This window comes from Agrobacterium vitis, assembly GCF_037039395.1.
Classification (GTDB): Bacteria; Pseudomonadota; Alphaproteobacteria; order Rhizobiales; family Rhizobiaceae; genus Allorhizobium; species Allorhizobium vitis_E.
In genome coordinates, this window is sequence record NZ_CP146244.1 from 204,684 (window position 1) to 223,226 (window position 18,543).

Below are 18,543 nucleotides of genomic sequence, written 5' to 3' on the forward strand. Positions count from 1 at the left end.
CATGATGCGCGAAACGGATATCATGGGCGGGTTTGCCAAGGGCCTGAAGATCATCGAGGCTTTCGAAGAGGCAGCGCCACGCCTATCCATTGCGGAAGCAGCAAGGCTGTCGGGCCTGGATCGAGCCACGGCCCGACGATGTTTGCTGACGCTTTCTCAACTGGGCTATGCCGATTATGACGGCAAGTTCTTCTCCCTGACGCCAAAGATCCTGCGGCTCGGCCACGCCTGGCTCTCGGCGACCCCGTTGCCTGCCATTCTACAGCCGCATCTCGATCAGCTCAGTGAAAAAGTTGGACAGAGCGCGTCTGCTTGCGTTCTCGACGGGACGGAGATTGTCTACATCGCCCGCGCCTCACAACGGCGTGTCATGTCAATAAACCTGATGCCGGGCAGCCGGTTGCCAGCCTATTCCGCCTCCATGGGGCGGGTTTTGCTGGCTGGATTGAGTGATGCCGAGATCAGGGACGTTCTGGCGGCATCGGTGTTGAAGGCCAATACGGCCTTTACCCGAACCGATCCGGAAGAACTCATGGCCGAAATTGCTGATGTGCGGCGCCAAGGCTATGCAATCATCGATCAGGAACTGGAAATCGGCCTGTGTTCTATTGCCGTACCGGTGTATGACAGCCGGGGCCAGATGGCGGCGGCTATCAATATCGGCGCGCCGGCCGCTCTTATCCCCGCATCGGAAATGGCTGAGCGCTACCTTCCGGCGCTGCTGGCGACACAAGCTATTCTGAAGCCGTTGCTGCGCTGATTTCCGCCTGCGCGCGGTCGCTGAGGTTTTGAAGTTTTTGCCGTTCCGCGAGGCGCCAGGCCCGTGGTGTCAGGCCGGTTTCCCGGGTGAAAAAACGGGTAAAATAGGCGGGATCGGTAAAGCCGTGGTTGAGCGCGATAGCCTGAATACTGGTTTGGCTGAAGATCAACTCCTGTTGGGCGATTTCCAGCTGTTTACGAGCGATCAATTGTTGCAGGGTTGCGCCGGTCCCCGCCTTGGCAAGCCTGTTCAGATGGGTGGGTGAAAGGCCCATTTCCCGCGCATAGAAGGCCGCGGTCTTGTGGCTGCGAAAATGGGCGGCAATCAGTGCGTTAAGCTTTTCCATCCGCCGGTCATTGGCCGTCAGAGTCAACCTGTCTGGAGAGGCGTCCGGCGCGGCCTGCCTTGCCAGCAGAAGCACGACAGTCGCAAGATAGGCCTCGAGCAATCCGTTACGGCCCGGTTTTGCACCAGCATATTCCTCGGCAATCCTTTCCATCAACTGACCGATTTCGATTGCACATGGCTCGCCTTCCAAAGGCATATAACGAGGCAGGGGCAAGGCCTGTTTCAGGCTGGTTCGAACAGCAAGCGGCAGGGCTGCTGGCAGAACGGTGATGATCATGCCCTTGATTGCGCGCGAAAACCGAAATCCATGGCTAAACAGCGGTGGAACGATGATGGCGGCAGGTGGGGTGATGCCAATCACCTCTGCGTCCAGCGTCGCATCTCCCTGGCCCTCGGAAATGTACAGAATTTGCAGAAAATTCTCATGGCGGTGGAGGTCGATTTCGAAGCGATACAGGCTGCTGCGCGAAAAAAGTGTTTCGCAATGCAGCAAAAACTCACCGGAAACCTCGGTTTTTTCGCCATATAGCTTGTAAGTCGGTATGGCAGCCATGGTCGCAGCATCCTTCAATCATGGTCGGATAGTGCAAGTTTTGGATTGAAAAGTCCATTGAGCTGAAGGGACGAAACGGTCAATTTCTTGATCAGGAGCAAATTCGGGAGGATATCATGCGTACTCAAGTCGTCATTATTGGCTCAGGCCCCTCTGGCTTGTTGCTGGGGCAATTGCTGCATCGCAAGGGCATAGAGACCGTCATTATCGACCGCGTCGGCCGCGACTATATTCTTGGTCGCGTTCGCGCCGGCGTGCTGGAACAAGGCATGGTAGGCATGCTGGAAAAGGCCGGTGCTGCTGATCGCCTCCACCGCGAAGGCCTGCCGCATGACGGTTTTTCGCTGGCATTCGATGGGCGTGATCACCGCATCGATCTCTTCAATTTGACCGGCGGCGACCGGGTTATGGTCTATGGTCAGACCGAAGTGACCCGCGATCTGATGGACCAGCGCGATGCAGCCGGTGCCTTGACCATTTATGATGCCGTCAATGTCGAGCCGCATGATTTCTCAGGCGAAAGCCCCTATGTCACCTATGAGAAAGACGGTGTCAGCCACCGGATCGATTGCGATTTCATCGCCGGATGTGACGGATTCCATGGCGTCAGCCGCAAATCCGTTCCCCAGGGCGCCATCAAGGAATTCGAGCGGATCTATCCTTTCGGCTGGCTGGGTGTGATGGCCGAGGTGCCACCTGTGGCCCATGAACTGATTTATGCCAACCATCCGCGTGGCTTTGCGCTGTGTTCCATGCGGTCCAACACCCGTAGCCGCTACTATGTGCAATGCCCGCTGGAAGACAAGGTTGAAGACTGGAGCGACGACCGGTTCTGGGATGAGTTGCGCCGTCGCCTTCCGGCAGAACATGCCGAAGCCATGGTGACTGGGCCATCCTTCGAAAAATCGATTGCGCCGCTACGCTCTTTCGTCACCGAACCCATGCGGTTCGGCCGACTGTTCCTGGCCGGTGATGCCGCCCATATCGTGCCGCCGACCGGTGCCAAGGGGCTTAATCTCGCTGCCAGTGACATCCATTATCTCAGCGAAGGCCTGATTGAATTCTACAGCGATAAATCCAGCGCCGGGATTGATGAATATTCGGTACGGGCGCTGGCCCGCGTCTGGAAGGCCGTGCGGTTTTCCTGGTGGATGACGACCATGATGCACCGTTTTCCCGATACCGGCGATTTCGGACAGCGCATTCAGGAAGCTGAGTTGGATTATCTCGTTCATTCGCGTGCCGCGTCTACGTCATTGGCTGAAAACTATGTCGGCCTGCCGTACTGAGCAAGCCGTTAAGGCATAATGGCTGCTGCCGCATCGCGGATTGCTTGCATGAGCAGTGATTGCGGCAGCGTCGCCATGGCGTCGGCGCGGATGGTCAATCCGACCGGGCCACGCGTCGGGGAACAGTCTATCGGAAGGGCGCAAATCGTTCCTTCTGCTATGTCGCCCGCCACAACACCCTCGGAAATCACCCAGACGGCGTCGCTGATTTTTAGAAAGGCACGGCCGAAGGAATCGGAAACCGTTTCGATCTGGTTGGGGAGGGTGGCTACGCCGTTGGCGATCAGGAAATAATCAACCAAGGGACGGATGATCGAGTTGCGGGTCGGCATCAGTACCGGAAATTCACGCATCCGCTCAAACGGAGCACTTTCGCCCGTCAGCAATGGATGGCCCGACCGGACGACGAAAACCACAGGTTCCGAATAGAGATGCTCAAAGGAAAATCCTGCCATTTTCTCCGGCGCCGCCAGCCGGCCTACCACGAGATCCAGCTCCCCAATCCGCAATTGTTCGAGCAGGACCGAATTGTCGCCGGTGACGATCTTGATCGGGCTTCTGGAGTTTTCCGTGAGGAACGCCGTCATGGCCTGGGGCATGATGCGGGTTGCGACGGTTGGCAACGCGCCGACCCGCACTGGCGGTCCGGCCTTGGCCGCTTCCTGCGAAACAGAATCGACCGCATGGCGCAGGGCGGTCAGGGTTGCGCCCGCATGGCGCAGAAAGACCTCACCATAGCGCGTGATGCGAATGCCGCGCCCTTCGCGCTCAAACAGGCTGACGCCCAATATCTCTTCCAGCTCGCGTACCGTTTTGGTCACCGCAGGTTGGCTGACATGCAGCAGATTGGCGGATTTCACCACGCTTTTTTGCCGCGCAACCTCGACAAAGGTTTGAAGATGACGAAACTTGATGCGCTGATCGATCATATTTCCCATAACCTACAGGTTATCATTGGTGGCGATAATGTCATTTTACTTAACCGATTGGCTGTCGCAAGATCGAGTTCGGAGGATAAGTGATGAAATTTCTAAAGACGACGGATGCGGTTATCCATTACCGCACGATTGGCCTGGAGAGTGGCAAGCCGGTGATTGCGTTTGCCAATTCACTCGGCACGGATTTCCGGATCTGGGACGAGGTGATCGAACGGCTCCAGGATCGTTACGCCTTCGTGCTGCATGACAAGCGCGGTCATGGCCTGTCGGATCTCGGAAATCCTCCCTATTCGATGGCGACACATGTCGATGACATGGCTGCAATACTGGACCATCTTTCGTTAAAACAGGTGATTGTCGTCGGGCTTTCCGTCGGAGGTCTGATTGCCCAGGGCCTTTACGCCAGTCGACCCGATCTGGTGCGGGCGCTTATTCTCAGCAATACCGCCCATAAGATCGGTTCTGCCGAAATGTGGAATACCCGCATTGCGACAATTCAAAACAACGGCATCGGAGCCTTGCTTGAGCCGATCATGGAGAGGTGGTTCACGCCACCGTTCCGCACGACGGATAATTCGCTCTATGCAGGCTGCTGCACCATGTTGCTGCGCCAGTCAGCAGAAGGCTATTGCGGCACTTGCGCTGCGTTGCGCGATGCCGATTTCACGGAGCAGGCATCGGCTATCGCCGTTCCGACGCTATGTGTCGTTGGCGACCAGGATGGCTCGACCCCGCCAGCCCTGGTGCAATCGCTGGCGGAGTTGATTGCCGGTAGCCGGTTCTCAGTCGTGGCTGAGGCAGGCCATATTCCATGCCTTGAGCAACCGGACGCCTATGTGGCGGCCTTGCTGCCGTTTTTGGATGACTTGGCCTGACCTAAAAACAAAAGACGAGATCGTCGCGGAGACAGAGCGGACATGACGGATAAAGCAGATACAGCATCAGACGCGCATCGGCGCGGTATGAAAACCAGGCGTTCCGTGCTTGGTGACGCCCATGTGGATCGGGCAACAGCGGCGGCCACCGCCTTCGATCAGCCCTTCCAGACGCTGATTACGGAAAGTGCCTGGGGAACCGTGTGGTCGAGTGAGCAGTGGACGAAACGTGAGCGTTCGATGGTGACCATCGCGCTGCTGGCCGCCCTTGGCCAGGATGAGGAAGTGGCGATGCACATTCGCGCCACGGTCAATACCGGGGCAACCCGCGAGGATATACGCGAGGCGCTGATGCATGTGGCGATCTATGCGGGCGTTCCAGCCGCAAACCATGCGTTCAAGATTGCCAAGGGCGTTTACGCGCAGATGGATGCCGATGCAGCCTCAGCCTAACCGGCATCAGGAAGGCTGCAACGGAGAAACTTGAGGAGGAAAGACATGAAGAATTCCCTGCCGGAAACCGGGCCGTTTTTTGCCCGTGACCGGGATATGCATCCGCCGGCCTATGCCCCCTGGTACAAGACCAGTGTGCTGCGTTCGCCGCAGCGGGCGCTGATTTCGCTTGAAGGCACGAAGAGCGAAATTACCGGTCCGGTCTTCGGACACGGACTGTTGAACGATACCGATAATGATCTGATCCTAAACTATGCAAAACCAGGCGAAATGGCGATTGGCCAGCGCATTCTGGTGCATGGTCGGGTGCTGGACGAGCGTGGGGTCGGCGTAAACGGCGCTTTGGTTGAATTCTGGCAGGCCAATGCCGGTGGGCGTTATCGCCACAAGAAGGAAACCTATCTGGCAGCGCTCGATCCGAACTTCGGCGGGGTAGGTCGTACCATCACCGACGAGAACGGCTATTACTGGTTCAAGACCATCAAGCCCGGTGCCTATCCCTGGCCGAACGGCGTCAATGACTGGCGCCCGGCGCATATTCATTTTTCCATTTTCGGCCACGGCTTTGCCCAGCGCCTCATCACCCAGATGTATTTCGAAGGTGATCCGATGATCTGGCTGTGTCCGATCGTCAAAACCATTCCGGATGAAGAGGCGATCAAACGCCTGGTGGCGCCGCTGGATATGAATGCGGCCATCCCGATGGACATGCGCGCCTATAAATTCGATATCGTCCTGCGCGGACGCCGCTCGACACTGTTTGAAAATCGCAAGGAGGGCAACTGATATGGTACAGCCACTCGGTTACCTGAAGGAATCGCCCTCGCAGACGGCTGGTCCCTATGTTCATATCGGTTGCACACCGAACTTCTGCGGCATTGAGGGGATCTTCAAGGAAGATCTCGGTTCTGGTCCGCTTTATAACGACAAAACCCGTGGTGAACGCATCACCATTCGCGGTTTCGTTTATGATGGTGGCGGGAATGCGCTGAAAGACGCGCTGATCGAAATCTGGCAGGCCGATAGCGATGGGCTTTACAACAGCCCATCCGAAACCGGCGGCAAAGCGGACCCGAATTTCCTCGGTTGGGCTCGTTGTCCAGGCGATATGTCAACCGGTGAATTCGTCTTTCACACCATCAAGCCGGGCAAGGTTCCCTTTGCCGGAGGCCGGTGGATGGCACCGCATGTGACCTTCTGGGTCGTGGCGCGCGGAATTAATATTGGCTTGCAGACACGCATGTATTTTCCGGAAGAAGAGGCGGCCAATGCCGCAGATCCGCTTCTGGCGCGTATCGAGCACAAGGTGCGTATTCCGACATTGATTGCCAAAAAGCAGGGCAATGATTACGTGTTCGATATTCACCTGCAAGGCGAAAACGAAACTGTCTTCTTCGATATCTGATTGGCATCATGAGCATTTCCCCATTTGAACACCCCTTCCTCTCCGGCCTGTTTGGCGATGAGGCTTTTGCGGCCTTGTTTGCCGGGCAGGCGGATATTGCCGCCATGTTGTCCTTTGAGGCGGCGCTGGCCAAGGCTCAAGGGGAGGCCGGGGTGATCGAGGCGGGAGATGCCACGGCGATCCAGGCGGGCCTCGCCCGTTTCGAAGTGGATCTCGATGCCTTGAAAACGGCCACGGCACGCGATGGCGTGGTCATTCCCGAATTGGTCGGCCAGATGCGCAAAGCCATCGGCGGTGCAAGCGCTGCAAAATTACATTTCGGCGCTACCAGCCAGGATGTCATCGATACCAGCCTCGTGCTGCGTCTGAAGACGGCGGCGGGACTCCTCGACGAGCGGTTGGCGGCATTGATCGCCGGGTTTGAGCAGATGGACGCCGCTTTTGGGCAGAATGCTCTGATGGGCCATACGCGCATGCAGGCGGCGATCCCGATTACGGTTTCAGACCGGATCGCAGCCTGGATTGGACCTTTGCAACGGCACCGCTCTCGCCTACAGGCTCTGCTTGGCGATGGTTTTGCCCTGCAATTTGGCGGTGCGGCCGGAACATTGGAAAAGCTCGGCGACAAAGGTCCTGCGGTGCGCGCCAGACTGGCTGACCTGCTTGGACTTCAGGATGCGCCGCAATGGCATAGCCAGCGTGACCGGATCGTCGCGTTTGCCGATCTTCTTTCACTGATCTCCGGCAGCATTGGCAAATTCGGCCAGGACGTGGCGCTTCTGGCGGAAATGGGCGGTGAAATTCAATTGACCGGCGGTGGCGGCTCCTCGGCCATGCCGCATAAGCAAAACCCGGTTGGGGCGGAAACGCTGGTGACGCTCGCCCGTTTCAATGCCGTACAGATTGCTGGTCTGCATCAAAGCCTTGTCCATGAACAGGAGCGCTCCGGCGCTGCCTGGGCCTTGGAATGGTTGCTGCTGCCGCAGATGGTTGTGGCGACGGGGGCCGCCACAAAAACCGGATTGCTATTAATCGGTTCTATCGCCCGGCTTGGTAAATCGGCCTGATATCAGGCGGACAAGCGAAGTCTGCCGATTGCCGAATACGAAGGGTCATTGAAAATGACTATCTCGTCACATCGATCACCACCCGGCCACGGGTTTTCCCAGCCAGGATGGCCTCTGCCAGTGCGGGTAAATTGGACATCGGCTCGACAGTCGTCATGGTTGTCAGGTGGTCGCGGTTGAGGTGCTGGTCGAGAAACTCCCAGGCGCGAATGCGCTTTGCCATCGGCGTCATGACGGAATCGATGCCAAGCAGGGCCACCCCACGCAGGATGAATGGCATGACGGTTGCAGGCAGGTCGGCACCGCCAGCCAGTCCGCAGGCTGCAACGGCACCATTATAGACGGTTTGGGCGATGACATTGGCGAGTGTGGTTGAACCAACGCTATCGATGGCGCCGGTCCAACGTTCTTTTTGCAAGGCACCGGCCTTTTGCGCCAACTCGGCACGATCAACGAATTGGCTGGCCCCAAGCGCTTTCAGGTAATCATGGGTTTCAGGCCTGCCAGTGGATGCCGTTACCTGATAGCCCCGCGAAGCCAAAAGGCTGACGGCCATGGAGCCAAGGCCGCCGCCAGCCCCCGTCACCAGAACCTCATCATTCCCCGGCTGGATTACCCCCCAATCCTCAAGGGCCAAAACGGCGAGGGCGGCGGTATAGCCGGCTGTGCCGATGGCCATTGCTTCCTGCAAGGAGAAGCCTTCAGGCAGCCGCAGCAGCCATTCCGGCTTGACGCGCTGGTATCGGCTATAGCCGCCGCCTTCCGTCTCGGTCATGCCGAACCCGTTAACGACCACGCGGTCACCGGGCTTCCAGTCCGGCGAGCGCGAGTCCACCACCGTTCCGGCAAGATCGGCCCCGGCGATGATAGGCGTGCGCCGGGCAATCCGACCGGCGCCCGTAAAGGCCAATCCGTCCTTATAGTTCAAGGTCGAATAGGCAACTTCCACCAGCACGTCGTGATCGGCCAGATCCGCCAGCGTCAATTGCCGAAAGACACCTTTTGGCTTGCCGTTGACGGTATCGATGACGATTGCGGTGAATGGTTCGGTCATGATTGTCTCCTCGCTATCAGTGCCGTGGAATCTGCCATGTCCCGTTCGGCCTGGCTACTGTCGATTCGTCTAAGCTGGTGGGGGCATGAATGAGGAAACCAGCGACATTCCTTCGAGAACGATGAAGAATGGGATGGGGTCCATCGCTTTGCTCCCGGCTGGACGAATAAAAAGGGTGCGAAGGCCCAACCGAGGCGAAAGAATTTCCGGCTGCGATTATTCCCTGTTTTCAAGGCGGTGAGGGCTGGCTTTGATCTGTGCTCTTCCAGTCACGCATTGAAAAACAATGGGTTATACGCGGGGTTTCGCAAGGCTTTGCGCAGTTATGATGCGGCTTGGAAAGGAGTGATTAACCTTTATTTTTTACTTCTATAGGGGACAAGAGCCATTCCAAATGAACTGTTAGGCATCATGCGCGTTCCAACACAGAATAGTCCCCGTTCTTCCGATCAGTCCGGTCATGACGATCCGCAGTCTGGCGCGGTGTCTTCATCCGATCAGGGCCGACAATCCGGTCCGAACGGGCCGCTGGAGCCTTGGCAATCGGCCTTCGTCTTGGGGCCGAATGTGCGCTTTACCCGCACACCGGAAGCCGCCATCAACAAGCGCCGGGAAGCTGAGGCCGCAGCCGAGCAGGCAGCAGTTGTCGCCGCCTTGCAGAAGGCTGTCGATCAGGCTCGCGTATCCACCCCTGTGGCCTCCGTTTCCCCCGATCTGGCGTCGACCACGGCTATGCCTGCATCGATTGCTCCTGATTCCGCAGCGCAGAACACGAGCTTTTTCGGATTGCCGAAGACGGGCAGCCCGCTCATCGTCCCACGCCGTGCGCCTCCACCAAGGCCGGTCAATGCGCGTCCACCACAGCCCGTTGCCGAGGTGTCAGTGGCTGAACCTGTTCAGGATCAGTTGTCTGCCCAGGCTGAGGTTGTTCAAGTGCCGCAGATTGTTATCGCCCCGCAATTTTCGCCGGAGACGCTGGTGCGGTCCTTGCCGAGCTCACAGAGAATCGAATCTATCGGTGCGGAACTGCCGCAATTGCCTGAGGCGCTGCGTTTGCGTCAGGCGGCGGCATCCATGCGCATGGCAGAGAATATCGAGTTGAACCTGCGCAATGAGGGCCTGTCGGTGGCCGCTGCTGAGGAAAATTCAGCGGGCGAGGCGCAGGCGGCGCCTGTTGTCGCTACAGCGCAGCTGTCGGTGTCCGATTTCGCATTTTTCGAAATGCTCGCCGATCCCTTTGATCTGCCCGTTGAGGTCGAGGCTCCAAGGGTCGCTTTGGCGCCGGTATGGACGCCCATTCCTGCGGTCACGCCCGTGTCAGAGCCGGTTAGCGGTTCGGTGGCTGCGCTTTATCGCGAAATCCGGGTGCGCCATGGCGCGGAACAGGCCATTTCCGTGCCTGCTCCCACCATCATTGTCGAAGAGAATGCTGAGCAGCCCGTTCCGCCTGCGCCAGTGGTTGAACCGGTTGTCGAGCTCGCTGCAGAGCCTGAAATTGTCGCTGACGTATCGGAAGCGGCTCCTGCCGATCTTGCCCCTTGGGAAGAGCCTGCTCAGCCTGTGGACGTCGTTCCAGACCTTTCTTTTGTCGAAGCTCAACCGATCGTTTTGGCGCCGGTGGCGATTACGCGTCCCATTTCGGAAACCATCAGGGCCAATCGTGCCATTGGCGGCCTGGAAATGAACCGTCATCACCCGTTCGATGGCGATTTCGTTTTCCCGTCGATCAGCCTGTTGCAGGAGCCGCCGGCTGCTCGCGCCGAGGCGATGTTGCCGGAAGCGCTGGAGCAGAGCGCCGGTTTGCTGGAAAGCGTGCTGGAGGATTTCGGCATTCGCGGCGAGGTCATTGACGTGCGCCCCGGTCCTGTCGTGACGCTGTATGAATTCGAACCGGCACCCGGCATTAAATCGTCGCGGATCATCGGCCTTGCCGACGATATCGCCCGCTCGATGTCGGCGCTCTCGGCCCGTGTTGCCGTCGTACCCGGTCGCAATGTCATCGGCATCGAATTGCCCAATGCTGTGCGAGAAACCGTTTATCTGCGCGAACTGATCGAATGCGAGGATTATTGGGAAAGCCGGTTCAAGCTGGCGCTTTGCCTCGGTAAATCGATTGGCGGCGAACCGGTTATCGCTGAACTCGCCAAGATGCCGCATCTTCTGGTGGCAGGCACGACGGGGTCAGGCAAATCGGTGGCCATCAACACGATGATCCTGTCGTTGCTTTACCGGCTGAAGCCGGAGGAATGCCGGTTGATCATGGTCGATCCAAAAATGCTGGAACTGTCTGTCTATGACGGCATTCCTCATCTGCTGACCCCCGTCGTGACCGACCCGAAAAAGGCCGTCATGGCGTTGAAATGGGCGGTTCGCGAAATGGAAGACCGCTATCGCAAAATGTCGCGGCTCGGTGTGCGCAATATCGATGGTTATAACGCCCGTGCTGCCCAGGCTCGCGAGAAGAACGAGGTGATTACCGTCAGCGTCCAGGTCGGATTTGATCGTCATTCAGGCGAGATCCTCTATGAGGATCAGGATCTCGACATGTCGCATATGCCCTATATCGTCATTATTGTTGACGAAATGGCCGACCTGATGATGGTGGCGGGCAAGGAAATCGAAGGCGCAATCCAGCGTTTGGCGCAGATGGCGCGTGCGGCGGGCATTCATCTGATCATGGCGACCCAGAGGCCGTCCGTCGATGTCATCACCGGCACGATCAAGGCGAATTTCCCGACCCGGATTTCCTTCCAGGTGACATCCAAGATCGACAGCCGCACTATTCTGGGCGAGCAGGGTGCGGAACATCTGCTGGGCCAAGGTGATATGCTGCACATGGTTGGCGGTGGCCGGGTTTGCCGTGTCCACGGTCCGTTTGTCTCGGATGCCGAAGTCGAGCAAGTCGTGGCACATCTGAAGACGCAGGGCCGTCCTGAATATCTCGGCACGGTGACCGAGGAAGATGGCGGCGAACCCATGGCCAGTGCGCCTGCCGTTGAAGAGACCTACGACCGCGCCCCGGTTGGCGGTAGCAGCGAAGAGAGTGACGAGGTCTATGAAAAGGCCGTCAAGGTGGTGCTGAGAGATCAGAAATGCTCGACGTCCTACATCCAGCGTCGCCTGTCGATCGGCTATAACCGCGCCGCTTCACTGGTGGAACGGATGGAGCGAGAAGGTCTGGTCGGTCCGGCAAACCATGTCGGCAAGCGGGAAATCATTGCCGGTTCTTCATCCGATCCAGTCGGGAACGGCATAGGTTTTGATGACGTCGATTGACTTGAGAGACTGATGATGACGCGCCATTCCTGATGATGGAGATAATGAGGCGCAGAATAAACACCAACGCCGAGCCTCTCACAGAGGTACGGCGTTTTGCGTTTTAACGGCTATTGTGAACGGATTATTCTGGCGGCAGGACGTGGGCGCTGCCGATAACGGTCAAGTGAGCCAGATCGCCCGGCATCGGCAGATCAAGGCGCGACATCCTCACGGAAAGCGTCGGCGCTGCCACATCGTTGCCCTGCAATTGCAAGGTTACAGTTCCACTTGCGCCTGAAAATTCGACATCCAGTATCCGCACGGGTCTGCTTGCATCTGTCTTTGCCTGTTTGATGCAGATCTGCTCCGGGCGCAGCATGATGTCGCCATTGCTGGTGCTAACGCCTTCAACCGGTACCGTTCCGAGCGCGCAATTGGCTTTCCCGGCCGCAAATGTCGCGGGAAGAACGATGGCTTCGCCCAGGAAAAGGGCGGTTTGGCGGTCGATCGGTCGCTCGTAAAGCGCTCTGGGTGCGCCAGCTTGCACCAGCTTACCATCACGCAATACAGCAAGCTGGTCAGCGAAAGACAGTGCCTCTGTCTGGTCGTGGGTGACGAGAATGGTGGTGATCCCGGCTGCTGCAAGCAGTTTTGACACTGCCTTACGCATGGTTTCCCTCAAGCCCGTGTCCAGTGCGGAAAACGGTTCATCCAGCAACATCAGTCGCGGTTGACGGCCAAGGGCGCGCGCCAGTGCCACCCGTTGCTGCTGCCCGCCTGAGAGTTGATGGGGACGCCGGGCGAGCATGGTCGGATCGAGCTCGACCATTTCGGCCAAATTCCTGATCCGCTCAATGCGGTTCTTCAACCCGCGTTCAAATCCGAAGCCGATATTGTCGGCCACACTCAGATGAGGAAACAGCGCGCCGTCCTGAGAAACGATGCCGATGCCGCGCTTATGGGCTGGCTGTATGAAGCCCGGCTCGGCCTGAAGCGCACCGCCAAGGGTGATCCGGCCCGAATCCGGCATTTCGAAGCCGGCGATCAACCGCAAAAGCGTGGTTTTCCCCGAGCCGGAAGGGCCGACGATGGCGGTGCGGCTGCCAGCGGGAATAGCCAGCGAGACATCGTTCAACGCCTGTACATGACCATAGTGTTTGCTGACGGATTGAATATCGAGAAAGGTCATTGGCCAGCCGTGCGTTTGGATTGCGACTGCAAAAGCAGGGTAAGGGGCAGGGAGAGAACGACCATCATCAAGGCGAAGGGAGCCGCTGCCACATAGTCGATTTCGCTGGTCAGCGACCAGAATTTGGTGGCAAGCGTGTCGACCCCATTTGGGGCCAGCATCAGCGTTGCGGTCAGTTCATTGGTGATGCCCATGGCAACCAGCGCGATACTGGCGGCGGCACCGGGTGCGGCCAGCCGCATGGTTGTCAGCCAGACCGCCTGGGTCGGGCTTTTGCCAAGGCTCATGGCGGCCCTTTCCAGTTCCACCGGAGCCTGCGAAATGCTGGAGCGCAAACCAACCATGGCACGCGGCAGGAAAAGCAGGATATAGGCAGCGATCAGCGTTGCGAATGTCTGGTAGAAAGGCAGCGCTACCCTCACAGTGATGGTTACCAGCGCCAGCGCCACGACGACGCCGGGCAGAGAGCCGACATAATAATGGCAGGCTTCCAGCACCTTTTGCAGGCGTCCGGGCGCGCGCACCGACAACCAGGCCATCGGCGCTGCGGCCAGCATCGAGAGGATGCCGCCGGTGACTGCGAGCACGATGGTTTCGACAAAGGCGGTCCAAACCATGTCATTTTGCCAGGCCTGCAAACCGCCGATATAGAGCCACCGCAGCAGCGTATAGACAGGCACGCCAAGCGCCAGCACCGTCACCGTTAGCAGCACCAACAGGGCTGGAACGACAAATCCGCCCAAGCCATGGCGCAGAGACGGCCGAATGGCGCCAGAGCCAACGCGCGCATAGCGCTCGCTGCCGCGCAAAATGCCGTCAAGACCCAAGAGCAGCAGGCAGCAGAACACCAGAACGCCGCTTAGCATATTGGCGGCGGGGCTGTTATAGGCAGACTGAAACTGGTCGACGATGGCGGTTGCAAAAGTGTCGAACCGGATCATCACGAACAGGCCGTACTCGGACAACAGATGCAGCGCCACCAGCAACGCACCACCCAGAATGGCGAGACGCAGTTGCGGCAAGACCACGCGGAAGAAGACTTGCCACGGCCCAAGACCGAGCGAGGCAGCGGCGTCCTCTATGGCCGGATCGAGCCGGCGAAGAGAGGCGGCAACAGGCAAGTAGAGGAACGGGAAATAGGCAAGCACGGAAATTAGAACAGCGCTCCACAGCCCGTGCATGCCGGGGGCAATGCCGATCCAGGCATAGCTGTGCACGAACGCCGGAACAGCAAGCGGCGTCACCATCAGCCAGGACCAAAGCCCGGCCCAGGGCAGGCGTGTCCGCTCGATCAGCCAGGCGAGGGCCACGGCAAGCACGACGGTAATGGGGATGGTTGTTGCTTCCAGCAGGACCGTATTGATCAGCAGGTCGCCGACACGGCCACGAAAGACCAGGGTTTTCACCGTCTCCCAGCCGACATCGACCGTTACCCAGGCGATAAAACCGAGCGGCACAAGGCTGAAGGCCGCGACGAGGCCGGCAATGGCCAGCAGACCGATATGCCCGGCGGGCCGGTGCGGGCGCCCTGCCGTTATCTTTATCTGCGCTTTGGGCGCTGTTTGCCTATTGTCCTGCAACAACGGTATTCGATCTTCTTGTTATGGCAATATCGATATGGGCGGTGTCTGGAAAAGCCAAAATGGCTCTAAAAAAGGCAATCGCCGATTGGCGATTGCCCTAAGCCTTTCTTGAGGGAAAGACAATAGTTTCGAATTGACCGCGACGCCTTGGCAACCGGCCGGGCCGGGTGCCGTAACGCATGCAGACCGCTTTAGAGATTAGCTGTATTAGAGAATCCCGGCAGCCGTCATCATTTCAGTAACTTTCTTGCTGTTCAGCTTGGTCGGCTCGACCTTCGGTGCGTCCAGATCCTTGATCGGCACCAGCTTGGCATTCGACTCCGCGCCCTTGCCCACGGCATATTCATAGGACGTGCCGGTTTTCAGGATCGCCTGGCCTTCCTTGCTGGTCATGAATTTCAAGAAGGCCTGCGCATCCTTCATATGTTGCGTGGACTTGATGATGCCGCCGCCGGAAATGCTCAGAAAGGCGCCGGGGTCCTGATGCTTGAAATAATGCAGCGCGACGTTGCCGCTGTTTTCTGCGGTCTTTGCCTGATCGCCGAACCAGTAATAATGATAGATGACAGCACCTTCGACTTCACCGGCGTTCACAGCCTTCATGGCGACGCTATTGCCCTTGTAGAAAGTGGCATTTTCCTTCAATGCCTTGAGCCACTTGGCGGTCGCGTCCTCACCCTTCAGCTCCAGAAGGGCGCTGACGATGGCCTGGAAATCCGCGCCAGCCGGCGAAGCTGCCCAACGGCCTTTCCACGCCGGATCGGCCAGATCGAGCAGGGATTTTGGCAGCTTGTCTTCGCTGAGCTTGGTCTTGTCATAGGCAAACACCGTGGAGCGGGCGGCAATGCCGATCCATTGGCCATTGGCGGGACGAAACTCTTCCGGCACCTGCGCCAGCGTATCGGCATCAATAGGCGCAAACAGGCCAGCTTGATCGACCAGCGTCATGGCTGGCGAATTTTCCGTCAGAAACACATCGGCGGGTGAGGCTTCGCCTTCCTGCAAGAGCTGATTGGCAAACTGCATGTCGCTGCCCTGGCGCATCGTGACCTTGATGCCGGTCTGTTTGGTAAAGGCTTCGACCCATTCCCGGCCCAGGCTTTCGTGCTGGGCATTATACACCACGATGCCGTCGCCATCGGCGGCGAAAGCCGACGTGATTGCGGTCGTGGTGAAGAGGACGGAAAGAACAGCCATCGCGCTCAGGCCAGAAATACGAGAGATTTTCAAGTCAGTCTCCTTGTCGAAGGGCAGAAGGAAGTCACAAATCTGGACCTTGGTTAGGTAAGCTGAGTATTGAAGTCAAGTTACTCTTGGTTGGGACGCCTGTGGCTGTTGAACGGTTTAGCTGTATCCGATGCCCAAAACGACAGTTGGGCATGCCGAAGGCAACGGAAATGACGGGCTTGATGCCCTTTATCGCTCGCCATCGCGTTATGGGCGCAATCCGCCAGGCGTTTCTGATCACGATGAATTGTACCACGGAGAAGGCAAGTGTGGATTGGAGAGGCTAAATCCGAGAGCCTATCACGGCGCGTTGGCGGCCTTGGCGGCTAGGGTCGAGGCCGCTGCGGCATCGTTTATCGCCGTGCCATCGGAGCGCACGACCACGGCATTGGAGGCGAGATTGAGCCCTGCGGCCTTGAAGGCGGCGAGCAGGCGCTTGATGCCTTCGCGTTTGATCAGGCTGGGATTGCCGGGTCGGCAAGTGAACTTAAAGCGGATGACCATGGAGTTTTCGTTGACCTCCTGAATGCCCTGCATCTTCAGAGGAATGAGAAAATCACCCGCGAATTCCGGTTCTTCCAACAAGGACAGACCGACTTTCTTGGCCGTCTTGCGGATCATTTCCAGATCGGCGTCGCGGTCGAAGCGCAGTTCGAATTTAATCGTGCCCCAATCGCGACTGTAATTGGTAACGGCGGCGATTTGGCCGAAAGGCACTGTATGCACAGGGCCATTGTGGTGGCGCAAACGAACGGAGCGCAGGGAAATCTGCTCGACAGTACCTTGGAGCTTGCCGACATCGATATATTCGTCGATCCGGAAGGCATCTTCCGCCAGGAAGAAGATGCCGGAAACGACATCCTTGACGAGGGCTTGCGAGCCGAATGATACGGCCAGGCCAAGCACGCCGAAGCCCGCGAGAAGCGGTGCCACGTTCACGCCGAGCGAGGTCAGAATGACGAGAAACGCGACCGCCGCCACGGCCCCCATGACCAGATTGCGCACGACAGGCAGAACTGTTGACAATCGGCTGGTGGTTTTCTGTTCGCCATCATCCTCGTGACCCGGCAGTTTGACGGTATTGACCGGTGAAATGGTGTCAAAAAACTTCCAGAGGAAGCCGCAGACAAAGGCACTGCAGACGATAGTAATGCCAAATTGTTGCAGATGGTTCAGCCAATAGGAGGCATCCACCCCCGCATTGGCCAGAAGCGGTTGCCACAGGATGACGGTGATGTGAATTCCAATCAGCCAGATCGCGCCGGAAAACGGAATACGCAAGGCCCAGAGCAGGACCGAGTGCAGGCCCGGACCAAAGATGGCTTCCCGTCGTGTCGCCAGATATTGAAACAGGCCGGACACGCCGCGATGCAGGATAGGAATAAGGATGAACAATATCTGGCTGATGCCGGACACGCGCACCCAGAGGACGTTCTGAGCTGTACCGGCGACCAGAAGACCGAGGAGCCATATGAGAATGGCGGAGACGATGTAGAAATTGGCGATCAGATTACCGGTAATCCGCTGCCATCCGCTGACATGGCTGGAATGAGAGTTGGCGATGTCGCGCCGTCCGACGATGAACCAGACCAGCAGATAGGCGGTGACGATGGTGGAACTGAGGAACAGCCAGCCATCCACCGCCATCGGGGCAAGCCCCCGTGCATCGGCCAGATTAAGGCTGCTATGGGTAAAGCCTGACAGAAAGCCGAAGCCCACCATCATTTTCAGATGCCAGGAGGGGTCGGCAATATCGAACAACGGTTCGGAACCATTGATCCTGGCGAAGAGCAGGCGTCCGAAACTGGCAAAGATCGCTGTCGTCATGGCAATATGAATGAAGCCGAAGGTGACTTCTTTCCCAAATGAACCGGAGACCAGGCCCATATGGGCGCCGTTGCGCGCCAGAACCACGAAGATGACAACCGCAAGCAGATCTCCGGCGAGCCGCAGGACTGCCAATAAAGCCTTGGCAAGTGGCCCACGATCCGGCCGAAGACGTGGCATGAGCCGCCCGAAGGCCAGCAAAAATACGGCGGATGTCGCAAGCCCGGCAATTATGGCGCCTGCGGCCGTCAGGCTGAGTTCCTTCATGCCGGTTTGCTCTTCATGCAAGGATTGCATGCTGTTGCTGAATGCCGTCGGCAAGCTTTGCAGTCCTGTCAAGGCGACGGTCCCGCCACGCCGAAGCGCATTTACCACTTCCCCGTAAGCAGCCGTCATCATGTCCGCTTCCATGCTGGCGGAACTGGATAGCGATTGCTGGGGGGCCGCATTGTTCTGCTCCACAGAGACCTTGGCCGGAACCTTGGTGCTGTCCTGTGCGGCAACCCGTGACGTTATCCCGCTGGAAAGGCTTGAGAGGAGGAGAATTGCAATGATCAGGCCGGTATGCCGGCACCTTGCGATAAACTGTTTCATCTCTTCCCCCGGCGTTCAGCCATCCGGCTACGCTATGCCTTGGGAAGTATTAGTGCGATTTTCTGAAAAATCAGCAAAGCCGTTGCGATCGTCAGGAATTTTCATACAAAAATGACGCGAAAC

General features: G+C 58.0%; 15 protein-coding genes. 8 read left to right on the forward strand and 7 right to left on the reverse strand.

Annotation, left to right across the window (positions count from 1 at the left end; all coding sequences use genetic code 11):
- The first annotated feature begins 4 nt into the window (after nucleotides 1-4).
- Nucleotides 5-760, forward strand: coding sequence for an IclR family transcriptional regulator (locus V6582_RS22365; protein WP_156632204.1), 756 nt, complete (start codon nucleotides 5-7; stop codon nucleotides 758-760).
- Here the strand turns inward: V6582_RS22365 and V6582_RS22370 are convergent.
- Entirely contained in the window at nucleotides 735-1,661 is a 927-nt protein-coding gene (locus V6582_RS22370) for a helix-turn-helix domain-containing protein (RefSeq protein WP_156632205.1), read from the reverse strand. The two genes, V6582_RS22365 and V6582_RS22370, sit on opposite strands and share 26 nt — an antisense overlap.
- 116 nt (nucleotides 1,662-1,777) lie before the next feature.
- Here V6582_RS22370 and pobA point away from each other — a divergent pair, with 116 nt between their 5' ends.
- Entirely contained in the window at nucleotides 1,778-2,950 is a 1,173-nt protein-coding gene (gene pobA / locus V6582_RS22375; RefSeq protein ID WP_156632206.1) for a 4-hydroxybenzoate 3-monooxygenase, read from the forward strand.
- 8 nt (nucleotides 2,951-2,958) lie between these two features.
- On the opposite strand, the gene pcaQ is transcribed toward pobA, so the two are convergent.
- Nucleotides 2,959-3,879 (reverse strand): pca operon transcription factor PcaQ, encoded by a 921-nt coding sequence (pcaQ, locus tag V6582_RS22380; RefSeq protein WP_156632207.1) that lies wholly within the window; start codon nucleotides 3,877-3,879, stop codon nucleotides 2,959-2,961.
- A 92-nt stretch (nucleotides 3,880-3,971) separates the two neighbouring features.
- Here pcaQ and pcaD point away from each other — a divergent pair, with 92 nt between their 5' ends.
- The 5 genes from pcaD to V6582_RS22405 are packed head-to-tail and all read left to right on the forward strand — an operon-like array spanning nucleotide 3,972 to nucleotide 7,688.
- Entirely contained in the window at nucleotides 3,972-4,763 is a 792-nt protein-coding gene (gene pcaD, locus V6582_RS22385) for a 3-oxoadipate enol-lactonase (RefSeq protein ID WP_156632208.1), read from the forward strand.
- 42 nt (nucleotides 4,764-4,805) lie between these two features.
- A complete protein-coding gene (gene pcaC / locus V6582_RS22390) occupies nucleotides 4,806-5,216 on the forward strand; it encodes a 4-carboxymuconolactone decarboxylase (protein ID WP_156632209.1) in 411 nt (136 codons plus the stop codon).
- Between the two features lie 45 nt (nucleotides 5,217-5,261).
- Nucleotides 5,262-6,002, forward strand: a complete 741-nt coding sequence (gene pcaH / locus V6582_RS22395) for a protocatechuate 3,4-dioxygenase subunit beta (protein ID WP_156632210.1) — start codon at nucleotides 5,262-5,264, stop codon at nucleotides 6,000-6,002.
- Between the two features lies 1 nt (nucleotide 6,003).
- Nucleotides 6,004-6,621 carry a protocatechuate 3,4-dioxygenase subunit alpha gene (gene pcaG, locus V6582_RS22400; protein ID WP_156632211.1) on the forward strand — a complete coding sequence of 206 codons (618 nt, stop codon included), beginning with the start codon at nucleotides 6,004-6,006 and terminating at the stop codon, nucleotides 6,619-6,621.
- Nucleotides 6,622-6,629: 8 nt separating this feature from the next.
- Nucleotides 6,630-7,688 (forward strand): 3-carboxy-cis,cis-muconate cycloisomerase, encoded by a 1,059-nt coding sequence (locus V6582_RS22405; RefSeq protein WP_156632212.1) that lies wholly within the window; start codon nucleotides 6,630-6,632, stop codon nucleotides 7,686-7,688.
- Between the two features lie 58 nt (nucleotides 7,689-7,746).
- On the opposite strand, the gene V6582_RS22410 is transcribed toward V6582_RS22405, so the two are convergent.
- Entirely contained in the window at nucleotides 7,747-8,742 is a 996-nt protein-coding gene (locus V6582_RS22410; RefSeq protein ID WP_156632213.1) for an MDR family oxidoreductase, read from the reverse strand.
- 411 nt (nucleotides 8,743-9,153) lie between these two features.
- Here V6582_RS22410 and V6582_RS22415 point away from each other — a divergent pair, with 411 nt between their 5' ends.
- Nucleotides 9,154-12,018 (forward strand): DNA translocase FtsK, encoded by a 2,865-nt coding sequence (locus tag V6582_RS22415; protein ID WP_156632214.1) that lies wholly within the window; start codon nucleotides 9,154-9,156, stop codon nucleotides 12,016-12,018.
- A 124-nt stretch (nucleotides 12,019-12,142) separates the two neighbouring features.
- Here the strand turns inward: V6582_RS22415 and V6582_RS22420 are convergent, their stop codons facing one another.
- The 4 genes from V6582_RS22420 to V6582_RS22435 all read right to left on the reverse strand — a co-directional run bounded on the left by V6582_RS22420 (nucleotide 12,143) and on the right by V6582_RS22435 (nucleotide 18,420).
- The gene (locus V6582_RS22420) at nucleotides 12,143-13,189 is read right to left on the reverse strand and encodes an ABC transporter ATP-binding protein (protein ID WP_156632215.1); all 1,047 of its coding nucleotides are present in this window, start codon (nucleotides 13,187-13,189) and stop codon (nucleotides 12,143-12,145) included.
- Nucleotides 13,186-14,727 (reverse strand): ABC transporter permease, encoded by a 1,542-nt coding sequence (locus tag V6582_RS22425; RefSeq protein ID WP_337739281.1) that lies wholly within the window; start codon nucleotides 14,725-14,727, stop codon nucleotides 13,186-13,188. Before V6582_RS22425 ends, V6582_RS22420 begins: the two co-directional genes overlap by 4 nt.
- A 252-nt stretch (nucleotides 14,728-14,979) precedes the next feature.
- The gene (locus V6582_RS22430; RefSeq protein ID WP_156632265.1) at nucleotides 14,980-15,969 is read right to left on the reverse strand and encodes an iron ABC transporter substrate-binding protein; all 990 of its coding nucleotides are present in this window, start codon (nucleotides 15,967-15,969) and stop codon (nucleotides 14,980-14,982) included.
- 330 nt (nucleotides 15,970-16,299) lie between these two features.
- Nucleotides 16,300-18,420: a mechanosensitive ion channel family protein gene (locus tag V6582_RS22435; RefSeq protein WP_156632216.1), complete on the reverse strand. Its 2,121-nt coding sequence runs from the start codon at nucleotides 18,418-18,420 to the stop codon at nucleotides 16,300-16,302.
- Nucleotides 18,421-18,543 lie beyond the last annotated feature (123 nt).

What these genes read in the sequence shown, in the direction of transcription:
- V6582_RS22365 (WP_156632204.1), top strand. Translation starts at nt 5, where the DNA reads ATGCGCGAAACGGATATCATGGGCGGGTTTGCCAAGGGCCTGAAGATC.
- V6582_RS22370 (WP_156632205.1), bottom strand. Translation starts at nt 1,661, where the DNA reads ATGGCTGCCATACCGACTTACAAGCTATATGGCGAAAAAACCGAGGTT.
- pobA (WP_156632206.1), top strand. Translation starts at nt 1,778, where the DNA reads ATGCGTACTCAAGTCGTCATTATTGGCTCAGGCCCCTCTGGCTTGTTG.
- pcaQ (WP_156632207.1), bottom strand. Translation starts at nt 3,879, where the DNA reads ATGATCGATCAGCGCATCAAGTTTCGTCATCTTCAAACCTTTGTCGAG.
- pcaD (WP_156632208.1), top strand. Translation starts at nt 3,972, where the DNA reads ATGAAATTTCTAAAGACGACGGATGCGGTTATCCATTACCGCACGATT.
- pcaC (WP_156632209.1), top strand. Translation starts at nt 4,806, where the DNA reads ATGACGGATAAAGCAGATACAGCATCAGACGCGCATCGGCGCGGTATG.
- pcaH (WP_156632210.1), top strand. Translation starts at nt 5,262, where the DNA reads ATGAAGAATTCCCTGCCGGAAACCGGGCCGTTTTTTGCCCGTGACCGG.
- pcaG (WP_156632211.1), top strand. Translation starts at nt 6,004, where the DNA reads ATGGTACAGCCACTCGGTTACCTGAAGGAATCGCCCTCGCAGACGGCT.
- V6582_RS22405 (WP_156632212.1), top strand. Translation starts at nt 6,630, where the DNA reads ATGAGCATTTCCCCATTTGAACACCCCTTCCTCTCCGGCCTGTTTGGC.
- V6582_RS22410 (WP_156632213.1), bottom strand. Translation starts at nt 8,742, where the DNA reads ATGACCGAACCATTCACCGCAATCGTCATCGATACCGTCAACGGCAAG.
- V6582_RS22415 (WP_156632214.1), top strand. Translation starts at nt 9,154, where the DNA reads ATGCGCGTTCCAACACAGAATAGTCCCCGTTCTTCCGATCAGTCCGGT.
- V6582_RS22420 (WP_156632215.1), bottom strand. Translation starts at nt 13,189, where the DNA reads ATGACCTTTCTCGATATTCAATCCGTCAGCAAACACTATGGTCATGTA.
- V6582_RS22430 (WP_156632265.1), bottom strand. Translation starts at nt 15,969, where the DNA reads ATGGCTGTTCTTTCCGTCCTCTTCACCACGACCGCAATCACGTCGGCT.
- V6582_RS22435 (WP_156632216.1), bottom strand. Translation starts at nt 18,420, where the DNA reads ATGAAACAGTTTATCGCAAGGTGCCGGCATACCGGCCTGATCATTGCA.